General features: G+C 53.8%; 9 protein-coding genes and 5 pseudogenes. 6 read left to right on the forward strand and 8 right to left on the reverse strand.

Annotation, left to right across the window (positions count from 1 at the left end; all coding sequences use genetic code 11):
- Window positions 1-53 precede the first annotated feature (53 nt).
- The 5 genes and pseudogenes from cysE to epmA all read right to left on the reverse strand — a co-directional run bounded on the left by cysE (window position 54) and on the right by epmA (window position 4,435).
- Window positions 54-875 carry a serine O-acetyltransferase gene (gene cysE, locus ABDK09_22225; GenBank protein ID XAW89389.1) on the reverse strand — a complete coding sequence of 274 codons (822 nt, stop codon included), beginning with the start codon at window positions 873-875 and terminating at the stop codon, window positions 54-56.
- A 91-nt stretch (window positions 876-966) separates the two neighbouring features.
- Window positions 967-2,005 (reverse strand): annotated as a pseudogene (gene gpsA, locus ABDK09_22230) (NAD(P)H-dependent glycerol-3-phosphate dehydrogenase).
- Window positions 2,006-2,227: 222 nt separating this feature from the next.
- Window positions 2,228-2,695, reverse strand: a complete 468-nt coding sequence (gene secB / locus ABDK09_22235; protein ID XAW89390.1) for a protein-export chaperone SecB — start codon at window positions 2,693-2,695, stop codon at window positions 2,228-2,230.
- 180 nt (window positions 2,696-2,875) lie between these two features.
- Complete coding sequence (locus ABDK09_22240) at window positions 2,876-3,310, reverse strand: rhodanese-like domain-containing protein (GenBank protein ID XAW89391.1); 435 nt, start codon at window positions 3,308-3,310, stop codon at window positions 2,876-2,878.
- A gap of 149 nt (window positions 3,311-3,459) precedes the next feature.
- Window positions 3,460-4,435 (reverse strand): annotated as a pseudogene (gene epmA / locus ABDK09_22245) (elongation factor P--(R)-beta-lysine ligase).
- A 306-nt stretch (window positions 4,436-4,741) separates the two neighbouring features.
- Between epmA and frdA the strand changes: the two are divergent.
- The 4 genes from frdA to frdD are packed head-to-tail and all read left to right on the forward strand — an operon-like array spanning window position 4,742 to window position 8,064.
- The gene (frdA, locus tag ABDK09_22250) at window positions 4,742-6,547 is read left to right on the forward strand and encodes a fumarate reductase (quinol) flavoprotein subunit (GenBank protein XAW89392.1); all 1,806 of its coding nucleotides are present in this window, start codon (window positions 4,742-4,744) and stop codon (window positions 6,545-6,547) included.
- Window positions 6,547-7,305: a succinate dehydrogenase/fumarate reductase iron-sulfur subunit gene (locus ABDK09_22255; GenBank protein ID XAW89393.1), complete on the forward strand. Its 759-nt coding sequence runs from the start codon at window positions 6,547-6,549 to the stop codon at window positions 7,303-7,305. The genes frdA and ABDK09_22255 overlap by 1 nt, the downstream gene beginning before the upstream one ends.
- 2 nt (window positions 7,306-7,307) lie before the next feature.
- On the forward strand, window positions 7,308-7,691 hold the full coding sequence (frdC, locus tag ABDK09_22260; protein ID XAW90801.1) for a fumarate reductase subunit FrdC: 384 nt from the start codon (window positions 7,308-7,310) through the stop codon (window positions 7,689-7,691).
- Window positions 7,692-7,701: 10 nt separating this feature from the next.
- Window positions 7,702-8,064 (forward strand): fumarate reductase subunit FrdD, encoded by a 363-nt coding sequence (frdD, locus tag ABDK09_22265; protein XAW89394.1) that lies wholly within the window; start codon window positions 7,702-7,704, stop codon window positions 8,062-8,064.
- 72 nt (window positions 8,065-8,136) lie between these two features.
- Here the strand turns inward: frdD and efp are convergent.
- A pseudogene (efp, locus tag ABDK09_22270) lies at window positions 8,137-8,704 on the reverse strand (elongation factor P).
- A gap of 33 nt (window positions 8,705-8,737) precedes the next feature.
- Here efp and epmB point away from each other — a divergent pair.
- The gene (gene epmB / locus ABDK09_22275; protein ID XAW89395.1) at window positions 8,738-9,760 is read left to right on the forward strand and encodes an EF-P beta-lysylation protein EpmB; all 1,023 of its coding nucleotides are present in this window, start codon (window positions 8,738-8,740) and stop codon (window positions 9,758-9,760) included.
- A gap of 116 nt (window positions 9,761-9,876) precedes the next feature.
- Window positions 9,877-10,350 (forward strand): MgtC/SapB family protein, encoded by a 474-nt coding sequence (locus tag ABDK09_22280; protein XAW89396.1) that lies wholly within the window; start codon window positions 9,877-9,879, stop codon window positions 10,348-10,350.
- Between the two features lie 78 nt (window positions 10,351-10,428).
- Here the strand turns inward: ABDK09_22280 and ABDK09_22285 are convergent.
- Together ABDK09_22285 and modF are read right to left on the reverse strand one after the other, a co-directional pair.
- A pseudogene (locus tag ABDK09_22285) lies at window positions 10,429-11,623 on the reverse strand (ISL3 family transposase).
- Window positions 11,624-11,729: 106 nt separating this feature from the next.
- Window positions 11,730-13,185, reverse strand: a pseudogene (modF, locus tag ABDK09_22290) (molybdate ABC transporter ATP-binding protein ModF).
- Between the last annotated feature and the right edge of the window lie 109 nt (window positions 13,186-13,294).

The raw sequence follows: 13,294 nt of genomic DNA on the forward strand, positions 1-13,294 counted from the left end.
TAGCCTTGGGTGTCAACCCAGGCAGATTTTCTACCACTTAAGGTCAGGCAAGCTTAAATGCCATCTCCGCCGGTGAACGTCTGGGTACGGCCGTTGAACTGCTGATCCATATCCAGTGACGGCTTCTGGGTTTTTGGCCGTCCGACGATACGCGCCGGCACCCCGGCGACTGTCGTGTGTGGCGGCACAGGTTGCAGCACCACCGAACAAGAGCCAATTTTAGCGCCCTCGCCGACTTCGATATTACCGAGAATTTTCGCTCCGGCACCGATCATCACCCCTTCACGGATTTTCGGGTGACGGTCACCGCTCTCTTTACCGGTACCACCCAGCGTGACGTCCTGCAGAATCGACACGTCGTCGCCGACCACCGCCGTTTCACCGATCACAATGCCGGTGGCGTGATCCAGCATGATGCCGCGCCCGACTTTCGCCGCCGGGTGGATATCCACCTGACACGCGACAGAAATCTGGTTCTGCATATAGGTTGCCAGTGCCTGGCGTCCTTGCTTCCACAACCAGTTGGCTACGCGGTGGCCCTGCAGGGCATGATAGCCTTTAAGGTACAGCAGCGGCATAGAATACATCGACACCGCCGGGTCACGGTTGACCGTGGCGCAAATGTCACATGCGGCGGCTTCAGCAATAGCCGGGTCTGATTTAAATGCTTCCTCGACCACCTCCCGTACCGCAATCGCCGGCATCGACGCTGTCTCCAGACGGTTAGCGAGGATGTAGCTCAACGCAGCCGCCAGGCTGTCATGCTTAATAATGGTCGCATGGTAGAAACTGGCCAGCATCGGCTCCTGCTCTGCCTGCTCACGGGCTTCTTGTACTATGGTCTGCCAAACTTTACTTTGTGCACACTGTTTCATTATTCACTCTGCCTCTGGCTGTGTTCGGCACAACGGCGTACCGCGCAGCTCTTTTAATCCTTCAAAATTCTACCAAGCAGCTTGGTGGTGATCATTCTCGTTCTGCTTTCTTGTCGCGCGCCAATAAGTCCTGAGCGGCCAGACGCGCGTCTTTGCCTTGATACAATACCTGATAAATTTGGTCAACGATTGGCATTTCCACACCCATACGCTGTGCCAGCAGCCACACCTCTTTGGTGTTGCGGTAACCTTCAACCACCTGACCGATTTCATCCTGTGCGGTATCGACATCTTTGCCCTGGCCAAGCGCCAGACCAAAACGGCGGTTACGTGACTGATTGTCAGTACAGGTCAGCACCAGATCGCCAAGACCAGCCATGCCCATAAAGGTTTCCGGCTGCGCGCCCAGTGCAGCGCCTAGGCGGCTCATTTCCGCCAGACCGCGGGTGATAAGCGCCGTACGCGCATTGGCACCAAACCCGATGCCATCCGACATCCCGGCACCAATCGCAATCACGTTTCTTCACCGCACCGCCCAGCTGCAAGCCGGTGAAATCACTGTTGGCATAGACGCGGAACGTCTTGCTGCAGTGGATTTTCTCCTGCAGCTGCTCAAGGAACTCAGCATCAGACGAGGCGACTGAAATCGCCGTCGGCATGCCCATTGCCAGCTCTTTGGCAAACGTCGGACCGGACAGCACCGCCAGCGGATGGTTATCCCCCAGTACTTCACGGGCCACATCCTGCAGCAGACGGCCGGTTTCCGGCTCCAGCCCCTTCGTTGCCCAGCAGATACGGGTATCTTCGCGCAGATAAGGTTGCAGGCTGTTCAGCACAATACCGAACACATGGCTGGGTACGACGACCAACAAATCACGACTCGCCTGCACCGCCTTTTGCAAATCGGCTTCAATGATCAGAGAGGGCGGGAAATCGATGCCCGGCAAAAAGGCATGGTTAGCCCGATCGGCTTCCAGACGTGCCATGTGCTCAGGATCATGTCCCCACAACACCACGTTCGCTCCGTTACGAGCCAGAGAAATCGCCAGTGAGGTACCGTAAGAGCCCGCACCGATCACGCTCATTGAAATCGCTTTACCGTAGGCATTATTTGTTTGTGAATCGCTCATTGTTCCGCCTGATAGCTATGCTCAGATGCACCAAAGCCCGGGCCTTGGTCATCGGTTTTGTTATTCTATACCCAAAACAGCGCGAGGTGCAGGCGCATTCGTCTGTTTTCCCTGAGTGAAAACAAAAATGCACACCGCACCTTGGTGTGTCAGTGCGTTGTGCATTCAATAAGCCGCCGGTTGTCGCACCGCCGGCCCGGATGAGTCAGAAAACGGCAGCGATTACGCTTGCGCTTCTTCCTGACCTGCCTGCTGTTGCAGGTAGTTCATGAACAGAGCATCAAAGTTAACTGGTGCCAGGTTCAGTTGTGGGAAAGTACCTTTTACCACCAGGCTTGAGATAGTTTCACGTGCGTACGGGAACAGGATGTTCGGGCAGAATGCACCCAGGCAATGAGCCAGCTGACCGGCTTCCATCTGTTCAGCAGTAAAGATACCCGCTTGCTGTACTTCACACAGGAACGCGTTCTCTTCTTCGTTTTTCACTGTCACAGTCAGACGTAGCACGACTTCGTATACACCTTCGCCCAGTTCACGGCTCTGAGTATCCAGATCCAGTTTAACATCCGGGTTCCACTCTTTCTGGAACATGGTTGGCGAGTTCGGTGCTTCAAACGACACATCTTTCAGGTAGATACGTTGAATTGCGAAGTTTTGTTGCGGAGCTTGTTGTTGTGCTGCTTCAGCCATGATTTTGTCCTTAATACAGATAAATTCGGGTCATAATGGTGGTGAGACTAACCGAGAGCGCGCTGCGGCATTAGAAACGATGCGTCATTCCGTGCCAGTCGTCACATCCGGTGCGAGTGGGTGCTGAGTTTGTAACCAGCACCACCGCCACCATTACAACCGTGTTTTGTTGCCCCGGAATTACTTCTTGCCACGTACCAGCGGCAGATTCGCTTCGTTCCAGGCTACCAGGCCATTTTTCAGCAGATTCACTTTTTCGAATCCTGCTTTGGCTAACAGCTCAGCGCTTTGACGCGCAGTCTGACCGGTCTTGCATACCACAATGATTGGGTCTGATTTATGACTTTCAAGGGCAGACAGATTACCGGCTTTGATGTCTGACGGTAAAATGTGAACTGAGTCAGTAATATGGCCACGTTTGTATTCGTCTTTGGTACGAATATCGACCACCACACCATTTTCACGGTTCATCAGTTGAGTAACCTGAGAGGCACTCACTTCTTTGTATGCGGCCGTAGCGGATTTAAACGTGGTAACGATCAACGCCACCAAAATACCTACCCAGGCCAACGATAGGATCATGTTCTGTTGAAAAAACTCAATGTATTCTTGCATATCCTGTGCTCTTGCAATGGTGGTTCAAAACAGTCAAGGAGTATAGCGAGGTTGCCCGCATGACGCGAGCGCTTAGCGCGCAGAATCCCTGACCCAGGCCACGAAATTGATCCCGGATGTTACCGGGATCCGCCGTCCGTGACCGGGCTTTACGCGCGTGGAAACGGAAACGCCGTCACCTTATCAATATGATCTTCACCCAGTGCCAGCATGATCAGGCGATCAATACCGAGCGCAACGCCGGCACACGGTGGTAGTCCGGCCTGCAGCGCCGCAATCAGATGGTAGTCGATCGGCTGCGCCGTCAGTCCCATTTCTAAACGCTTGGCATTATCGCCCTCAAAACGTGCCAGTTGCTCGGCCGGGTTATCCAGTTCATGGAAGCCGTTAGCCAGCTCAATGCCTTTAAAATAGACCTCGAACCGATCAGCCACCCGCGCATCGTGCGGGTTAATTTTGGCCAGCGCCGCCTGAGAGGCCGGAAAGTCATACACAAACGCCGGCACCTGCTGGCCGATGTGCGGCTCGATGCCAATACTGAACAGCAGTTGCAGCAGGGTATCGCGATCCTGCTCCGGCTCAGCAATATCACTCAGGCCGAGTTTCGCCGCCGCCAGTTTAAGTTCCGCCATACTGCCTTGCAGCGGACAGACGCCGAGGACAGTGATAAACGCCTGCTGATACGTCATGCGCTCAGCGGCGCCGATGCCAAGCACAAGTTGCAGCAGCGCATCCATTTCATCCATCAGCATGTGATGGTCAAATCCGACCCGGTACCACTCCAGCATGGTAAATTCCGGGTTGTGGTAACGGCCGTTTCTCTTCATTGCGAAATGCTTTACCTATCTGGTAAATCGAACCGCTGCCGGCGGCCAGCAGGCGTTTCATGTGGAACTCCGGGCTGGTCATCAGATGCAGTTGCCCGCCATCGGCATAACCTGGCCCGACAAACTCGGTCTGAAAAGTATGCAGGTGGACGTCAGTCACCGTAGCGTGACTCATGGCCGGCGTATCGACCTCAAGGACATCACGGGCAGCAAAAAACTGCCGGATAGTATTCAGCAGCGCGGCACGCTGCTTAAGTTGCTGGATTGATGCAGTGGGCATCCACTCTGGCTGGCTCATCTTCGTTCTTCTTCCAAACGCACAAGCCGCCAATTCTACCTGCTGGAGAACAAATTCCAAACAGTGACGTGATCAAACTCACACCTGCGGCATTAAATATGCTCGCATGTGCAATACCGCCACAAAAGTCCAACCGAATCAATATTTGCCCCGCTGGCCTCTTCTACACTAGCTCTACCACTTAGGTACAGGTGGTGCGCAGCGAGTGCCAGCTCCCGTCTCTTTCCCGAAGCCAACCCGCTGCTGATTATAATTAAGAGGCTCGTGTCCGGCCTCGCCCAAATCTCAATACACCGGAGGATAACTGTGCAAACTCTCACCACAGATATCGCAGTCATCGGCGCTGGCGGCGCTGGTCTTCGTACGGCAATTGCCGCAGCCGAAGCGAACCCGAATTTAGAAGTCGCACTGATTTCCAAAGTCTATCCCATGCGTTCCCATACCGTGGCAGCCGAAGGCGGCTCAGCAGCGGTGGTCAAAGAAGAAGACAGCTTAGACAACCACTTTAACGACACGGTCGGCGGCGGCGACTGGCTGTGCGAACAGGACGTGGTGGAATACTTTGTCGCCAACTCGACCCGTGAAATGATCCAGATGGAACAGTGGGGCTGCCCGTGGAGCCGTAAAGAAAACGGCGAAGTCAACGTGCGCCGTTTCGGGGGCATGAAAGTCGAGCGCACCTGGTTTGCCGCCGATAAAACCGGCTTCCATATGCTGCACACCCTGTTTCAGACCTCAATGAAATATCCGCAAATCAAACGCTTTGATGAGTACTTTGTGGTTGATCTGCTGGTGGTGGACGGTGAAGTCCAGGGCCTGATCGCAATTCACATGTCCGAAGGTGAACTGGTTACTATCAAAGCCAAATCCGTCGTCCTGGCCACCGGTGGTGCCGGCCGGGTTTACCACTGTAATACCAACGGCGGTATCGTTACCGGTGACGGTATGGCGATGGCCTATCGCCACGGCGTACCACTGCGCGACATGGAGTTTGTCCAGTACCACCCGACCGGCCTGCCGGGCACCGGTATCCTGATGACTGAAGGCTGTCGTGGTGAGGGCGGGATTATCGTCAACAAAAATGGCTACCGCTACCTGCAGGATTACGGCATGGGGCCGGAAACGCCGGTCGGCCAGCCGAAAAACAAATACATGGAACTTGGCCCGCGTGACAAAGTGTCACAGGCCTTCTGGCACGAGCAGCAAAAAGGCAACACCATTAAGCATCCGCTCGGCGATGTGGTCCATCTCGATCTGCGTCATCTGGGTGAAGAGTATCTGCAGGAGCGTCTGCCGTTCATCTGTGAACTGGCCAAGGCATACGTCAACGTTGACCCGGCCAAAGAGCCGATCCCGATTCGCCCAACCGTGCACTACACCATGGGCGGTATTGAAACCAACGGCCAGTGTGAAACCCGTATCCGCGGCCTGTTTGCGGTCGGGGAATGTGCGTCCGTCGGCCTGCATGGCGCCAACCGACTCGGCTCCAACTCACTGGCTGAGTTCGTGGTGTTTGGCCGCGTCGCCGGTGAACACGCCGTGCAGCGCGCCGCCTCGTTCCAGGGCTGGAATGACAGTGCCATTGCGCAGCAGGTCGAAGCCGTGGAAGCGCGTATCCAGGCTCTGCTCAATCAGCAGGGCGATGAAAACTGGGCCGATATCCGCACGGAAATGGGCCATGCGATGGAAGCCGGCTGTGGTATTTACCGCGAGCAGGATCTGATGCAACAAACCATCGACAAGCTGGCCGAACTGAAACAGCGCTACCAGCATATCAGCATCAAAGACCAGGGTAAGGTGTTCAACACTGACCTGCTGTACGCCATTGAGGTCGGTTACGGCCTGGAAGTGGCCGAAGCCATGGTTCATTCCGCGATTCTGCGCAAAGAGTCACGCGGTGCCCACCAGCGTCTGGATGAAGGCTGTACCGAACGGGATGACGTCAACTTCCTGCGTCACTCACTGGCCTATTATCAGCACGGCGCCGCACCGAAGATCGACTACAGCCCGGTCACTATTACCAAGTCGCAACCGAAAGCCCGCCTGTACGGTGAAGCGGCCGAAAAAGCCGCCGCCGCAGAAGCCGCGCAGATTGCAGAGGAGCAGAACTAATGTCAGCGAACCGAATTCAGAAAGTCGAAATTCTGCGTTACGACCCGGCGCGTGACAATGAGCCGTATCTGCAGGCGTTTGAAGTGCCGTTCGATGAGACCATGTCGGTCCTCGATGCGATTGGTTACGTCAAAGACCATCTCGATAAAGAGCTCTCGTACCGCTGGTCATGCCGGATGGCGATCTGCGGCTCGTGCGGCATCATGGTTAACGGCGTGCCGAAACTGGCATGTAAAAGTTTCCTGCGTGACTACCCGAACGGGGTCAAGATCGAGCCGCTGGCCAATTTCCCGATTGAAAAAGACCTGATTGTCGACATGACGCCGTTTATCGAGCGTCTCGAAGCCATCAAGCCATACATCATCGGCAACGACCGTAAACCGGAAGACGGCACCAACCTGCAAACCCCGCAGCAGATGGAAAAGTACAAACAGTTCGCCGGTTGTATCAACTGCGGCCTTTGTTACGCCGCCTGCCCTCAGTTCGGCCTCAATCCGGAATTTATCGGTCCGGCAGCGCTGACTCTGGCTCATCGTTACAATCTTGACAGCCGTGACCACGGCAAAGCTGAACGGATGAAGCTGATTAATGGTGAAAATGGTGCCTGGGGCTGTACCTTTGTCGGCTACTGCTCGGAAGTGTGTCCGAAACATGTCGATCCGGCTGCCGCCGTCAACCAGGGTAAAGTCGAGTCATCGATGGATTTTGTTATCGCGATGCTGAAGCCGGACGGTTCAGTGAAAACACAGGAGGCCTGATGATGACGAACCGTAAACCTTATGTGCGTGAAGTAAAACGCACCTGGTGGCAGAATCATCCGTTTTACCGCTTCTACATGCTGCGCGAAGCGACGGTACTGCCGCTGATTCTGTTCACGCTGTTTATGCTGATTGGCCTTGCATCGCTGGTCAAAGGTGCTGATGCCTGGCACAGCTGGCTGGCCTTTATGGCCCATCCGGTTGTCGTAGCCATCAACATCGTGGCTTTGGCCGGCAGTTTACTGCACGCACAGACCTTTTTCTCCATGGTGCCGCAGGTGATGCCGATTCGCCTCAAAGGCAAACTGGTAGAAAAGAGAGTCATCGTTGCCACTCAGTGGGCCGCGGTGGCGGTGATCTCACTGATTGTTCTCATTCTGGTGTAAGGAGCCTGCTGTGATTAATACCAATCCAAAACGTTCAGACGAACCGGTATGGTGGGGATTGTTCGGTGCCGGCGGCACCTGGTTTGCCATGGTCACTCCGATCACCATTCTGGTACTCGGTATTCTGGTGCCACTTGGCGTGATTGACAGCGCAGCCCTGAGCTATGAGCGCGTCGCGGACTTTGCCACCAGCATTATCGGGGCCCTGTTTGTCATCGCCACTATCGCGCTGCCGATGTGGCACGCCATGCACCGCGTTCATCACGGCATGCATGATCTCAAACTGCACACAGGCGTGGTCGGTAAGATTGCCTGCTACGGCATCGCCGCGCTGTTCAGCGTATTAGCGGTAGTGTTTATCCTGATGATTTAGTTCAGTGCTCAACACTGAGTTTTAAAAACAAAAAACCAGCGCCTGAGCGCTGGTTTTTTCATTAAGCCAAGCTTACTTCACGCGGCTTACGTATTCACCGCTGCGGGTGTCGACTTTGATGACTTCACCGATTTGGATGAACAGAGGAAACGCGTACTACTGCGCCGGTGTTCAGAGTCGCTGGCTTACCGCCGGTGCCCTGAGTATCACCTTTCAGACCCGGGTCAGTTTCAGTCACTTCCAGCTCAACAAAGTTTGGCGGAGTTACCGTGATTGGGTTACCGTTCCACAGGGTCAGAGTACAAGTGTTGTTCTCTACCAGCCATTTTGCGTTTTCGCCAACAGCTTTCAGATCCGCCGGGATCTGCTCGAACGTTTCAGCGTTCATGAAGTGGTAGAACTCACCGTCGTTGTACAGGTAGTCCAGATCGATATCCATTACGTCGGCTACTTCAACAGTGTCACCAGACTTGAATGTTTTTTCCAGAACTTTACCAGAAAGCAGTTTACGGATTCGTACGCGGTTGAACGCCTGACCTTTGCCTGGTTTTACATACTCGTTTTCGAGAATGACACAAGGCTCATTATCAAGCATAATTTTAAGACCGCCTTTAAATTCATTCGTGCTAACAGTAGCCATTATTTCCTCTTACATTCTTCGAGTTAAAGTTTAATGCCGCACATCATAACCCGAAAAGTCGAATCTGTTGAGCAAAACTGGATCCAACAGCTTGCGAATGGGATCTCCGATCCCGCGCAGTTACTCCAGCAGCTCGAGATCGATCCCAAGCCCTGGCAAAACGGATTTGCAGCACGTCAGTTGTTCGCACAGCGCGTACCGCAAAGTTTTGTCGATCGGATGCAAAAAGGCAATCCGTACGACCCGCTGCTACGCCAGGTTTTGCCGCTCAGTGAAGAGTTTGAAGTGCATGCCGGCTACTCCAGCGATCCACTCGAAGAGCAGAACAACACCACGCCCGGCCTGCTGCATAAGTACCGTAACCGCGCGCTGCTGATCGTCAAAGGCGGCTGTGCGATTAACTGCCGCTACTGTTTCCGGCGCCATTTTCCTTATGCCGATAACAAGGGCAACAAAACCACTTGGCAACAAAGCCTGGACTATATCGCCGCGCATCCGGAGCTGAATGAAGTAATCCTGTCCGGCGGCGATCCGCTGATGGCCAAAGATCATGAACTGGCCTGGCTGATTGATGCGATTGGTGCCATTGCGCACATCAAACGGCTGCGCATTCATTCGCGTCTGCCGGTGGTGATCCCGGCCCGCATTACCGATCAACTGGTCGATCTGCTCGCCAATACCCGTTTGCAGGTCATCATGGTGACCCATATCAATCATGGCAACGAAATTAACCTCGAACTGAAACAGCAGATGGCCCGTCTGCGCGCGGTCAATGTGACCCTGCTCAACCAGGGGGTGATGCTGAAAGGAGTCAATGACAATGCCGACGCCCAGGTAGAACTGAGCGAAACCCTGTTTGATGCAGGCATTCTGCCCTATTACCTGCACGTGCTGGATAAAGTACAGGGCGCCGCCCATTTCTTTATCAGCGACCAGCAGGCGAAAGCGATTATGGCGGAAGTCATGACCCGGGTATCCGGCTATCTGGTGCCCAAACTGACCCGTGAAATCGGCGGCCGCCAGAGCAAAACTCCGCTCGACCTCCATCTGGAATAAGCGCGCCAGACCAGGCTTCACAAGCGTTTTTTATCCACACCACTAAAAGCTTTTATTCGCATCCCAACGCAATAAAACGCATACTTCGCCCTTTCCCAGCATCTGTGGAGGGCGACATGTCTGCGCTGGATTTTTTGTTTGATTTCGGGCCGTTCAGTTGGCCTGCGCTGATGTGTTGTGCCATCAACGGTTTCCTGATTGGCGTCGAACGCCAGACACGCGGTAAACCAGTCGGTATTCGCACCTCGATTCTGATTATCTCCGGCACTTACCTGTTTATGGCCATGGCCGTCTCGCTGTCACCCAATACGCTTGATCAGGCGCGGGTACTGGGTCAAATCATTACCGGGGTCGGTTTTCTCGGTGCCGGGGTGATGATGGCCCAGGATGGTAAGATTCATGGCGTGACTTCAGCCGCGGTAATTTGGGTACTGGCGGCGCTCGGCCTGATGATTGGTCTTGGCTATATGACGCAGTCAGTGATGATCACTGTGCTGGTGCTGAGTGTGCTGTACGGGGTCGACAAAGTCGAGAATACCTTCCAGAGTCTGCGCCGCGGCGTGCATCAGCGCCTGCGTCGTCGCCATTAACCGGCAAAAGTGATCTGTAACAATGGCCGGTTAAAATGACCGGTAAAAAGCGTTGCAATCGCAACGCTTTTTTTGGGTTCATCGCGGCTTTCCGGGGAAAGCCGCTTTTATCTTTAAAAAAAAGTAATCGATATCTCGGTAGCCGTAGCCCATTCGTTTGATTAACTTTATCTTGTTGTTTATCCCTTCGAGCGTACAGGTATTGAGTGGGTAGCTTGCAGAAGCAACGATGCCATGAAGATACGGTTTGAGCTTTCTCGCGAAGTCCATAAGCGGCTTGATCCCGCTTTCTTGAACTTGCTCCCACCATACGTCCCATAAGTCTTCCGCTTCGCTTTCTGACTCGCACCTCCATAACTCTTTTAGCTGAGAGCCAAGTAAATACGTCACCATTAAGTCTTTGTTCATACTCAGTATCTCACTCAGATAGCTCTCCTGTTTACTGTCTAAATTACCTCTGTTTTTGAGGAGAAACCCAGCGTGAACGTTTCACCCATTGGCGCGCTTTCTTGTCCTGTTTGAGTTGATTAGCTTGGTCAACTCTGACTCTATCCATCACTTCCCGACCAAATTTTGCGACCACATGGAATAAATCGTACACAATGCGGGCGTTAGGACAATGTCGCTGCACTTCGAGGTCGAAAGCCGTATTCATATCCATTGCAACCGCTTCTATGTTCTGGCCATGCTCACCGAGTAATTCAAAGAAGGGACGGATATCTTTTCGGCTGCGTCCAACGCCTATCCAAAGCACTTGATGCGTCTTAGCATCCGCGATAACAGTGGCATAACGATGTCCCTTGAAGAGAGCAAACTCATCCATGACCAGCTGTCTCAGCTCTGCCCAGTTAACCTCTGGCACCGCATGTTGTAGCCGACGTTTATCTATCGCCTTAATCGTATGCCAATGAACCCCCGTCATCTGGGCGATATGTTTGATAGGAAGAAGAGGCAGCAACTGCTCAATGTAACGTCTTAAGCGGTTAGTCAGGCGAGCAAAAGGTTCAAGCCAAGAAATAGATTCGGTTTTGATACCGCAGTCAGGGCACTTTATACGCCTTGTTTGTAGGGATAGCTCGACGGGTACGCCGAGAATCGTCGCTTCCTTAATCGTGCGCCACTGATAATCATGTATGGCTTGAACATGTTGCCCACATGAACATCGAGCAGTCGTGCTGGGTTGGAGAGTAATCGTGATGAGAGAAGACGTTTGTACAGACTTTACGACATGAAAGCCTTCCCAGAACGAGGATAGGAAAGTATGATTCGGCATGAAAACGGTAGTTTGTGTAAGGTTGTGTTTGGCGATGTAACCTTATCACTTACTACCGTTTTTGTTTTAAGTTCCCGCCAATCCGCGATGAACCTTTTTTTGTGCCTTACTGCCCGCTGCGCGAGTGGATGTCCACCCGGTAGCCCTGCCCGTTTTCAGCGACAAAGTCGACAAAATGATGCACCGCATCCAGCGCATCTTCCTCGTGGTGAGTCACATACAGCAGCTGGCTGATCTGGCTTGAGGCAATCCGGTTCAGAGCATGGAATACCAGTTTACGATTGAGAAAGTCCAGCCCCTGATACGGCTCATCCAGAATCAGCAACGCAGGCTGTTTGATCAGTGCACGGCCAATCAGCAGCAGGCGCTGCTGACCATAGCCGAGTGAACGGAACCCGACTTTTTCCAGCTCGGCCATCTCCAGCATCCCCAGCCACTCACGCGCCAGGAGGATCTCTTTTTTACTCGGCTGCTGATAAAGACCAATCGAGTCATAAAAACCCGACACCAATACTTCCAGCGCGCTGCAGTTGACCCGGTACTGCAGGTGCAGTGCCGACGACACCACCCCAATGTGCTTTTTGACATCCCAGATGGTCTCGCCGCTGCCGCGCTTCATTCCCAGCACACGGATGTCATTGCTGTAGCACTGCGGGTGATCACCGAGAATCAAGCCCAGCAAAGTACTTTTTCCGCAGCCGTTTCGGCCCGCGTACCTGCCAGTGCTGACCGCGTTCAATCCGCCAGTTCACGCCGTGGAAAATCGGCGCATCGACGTACTCAACGGTGACGTTATTCATCTCGACCAACGGGTCGGGATACTCATGTGGACTTTGATGAGCCTGCATCAACGCTAGCATGGCATCACTTTTCTGCTCCGACAGCGCTTTCATCTGCGCCATTAATGGGTGTGAAAGCCAGTCAGCACGGCTTAAGGTCTGCACCAGTTTCTGCTCATCGAACAGCGCCACATCGGTGATAAACGGTGGCAGCTCATCTTCGCGCGCAGTCACGATCAGCAGTTGCATCTGCTGCGCGAGTTGCTCAAGCAGTTCAGACAGATGAGCGCGGTGGGCGATATCCAGCCCGGAATAAGGTTCATCGAGGATCAGCAATTGTGGTTTAAGCGCCATAGCGCGGGCCAGCATCACCCGGCGGGTTTCGCCGGTCGAGAGCTGACGAAAGCCGCGCTGGCGCAACGCCAGCAGGTCCGTCTGTTGCAGTAAACGCTCCAGCTCCTCAGCACTGCAGCCGGTATCAAGTACCAGCTGTTCCACGCTCGAACCGTAGTCAATGCGATCCATAAAATCGGTGTCATCGTTAGCCAGTTCCAGATCGAGCAGACGCTGCTGTTCATGCAGCGAAACACAGGCAATACGCTCAGGCAAACCGGTCACTGTGCCCTGCTGCGGGCTGAGTTCTCCACTCAAAACCCGCACCAGCAAAGACGCCGCGTTACTGTGGGTCGAGAACATGCCCCAGTGCTGGCCAGGTGTAAGCTGCCACTGTTCTATGGTGAGTGAGACCGATTCGGTCTGGTGTTTAAGCTGTTGAATCTGCATAACGTCCTTCCTTGGTAAGAGCCGATTAGTGTGCAAAAAGCGCCGCCGAATTACCAGTGCTTGTGTCATTTCACCGTGCACAAAGCTTCACTACAATCCTGGCAAACAG

Origin of the sequence: Vibrio sp. CDRSL-10 TSBA (genome assembly GCA_039696685.1) — a bacterium.
In the GTDB taxonomy this organism is placed as follows: Bacteria; Pseudomonadota; Gammaproteobacteria; order Enterobacterales; family Vibrionaceae; genus Vibrio.

Coding starts and splice junctions, on each gene's coding strand:
- frdC (XAW90801.1), top strand. CDS start 7,308: ATGACGAACCGTAAACCTTATGTGCGTGAAGTAAAACGCACCTGGTGG.
- ABDK09_22240 (XAW89391.1), bottom strand. CDS start 3,310: ATGCAAGAATACATTGAGTTTTTTCAACAGAACATGATCCTATCGTTG.
- secB (XAW89390.1), bottom strand. CDS start 2,695: ATGGCTGAAGCAGCACAACAACAAGCTCCGCAACAAAACTTCGCAATT.
- epmB (XAW89395.1), top strand. CDS start 8,738: ATGCCGCACATCATAACCCGAAAAGTCGAATCTGTTGAGCAAAACTGG.
- ABDK09_22280 (XAW89396.1), top strand. CDS start 9,877: ATGTCTGCGCTGGATTTTTTGTTTGATTTCGGGCCGTTCAGTTGGCCT.
- cysE (XAW89389.1), bottom strand. CDS start 875: ATGAAACAGTGTGCACAAAGTAAAGTTTGGCAGACCATAGTACAAGAA.
- ABDK09_22255 (XAW89393.1), top strand. CDS start 6,547: ATGTCAGCGAACCGAATTCAGAAAGTCGAAATTCTGCGTTACGACCCG.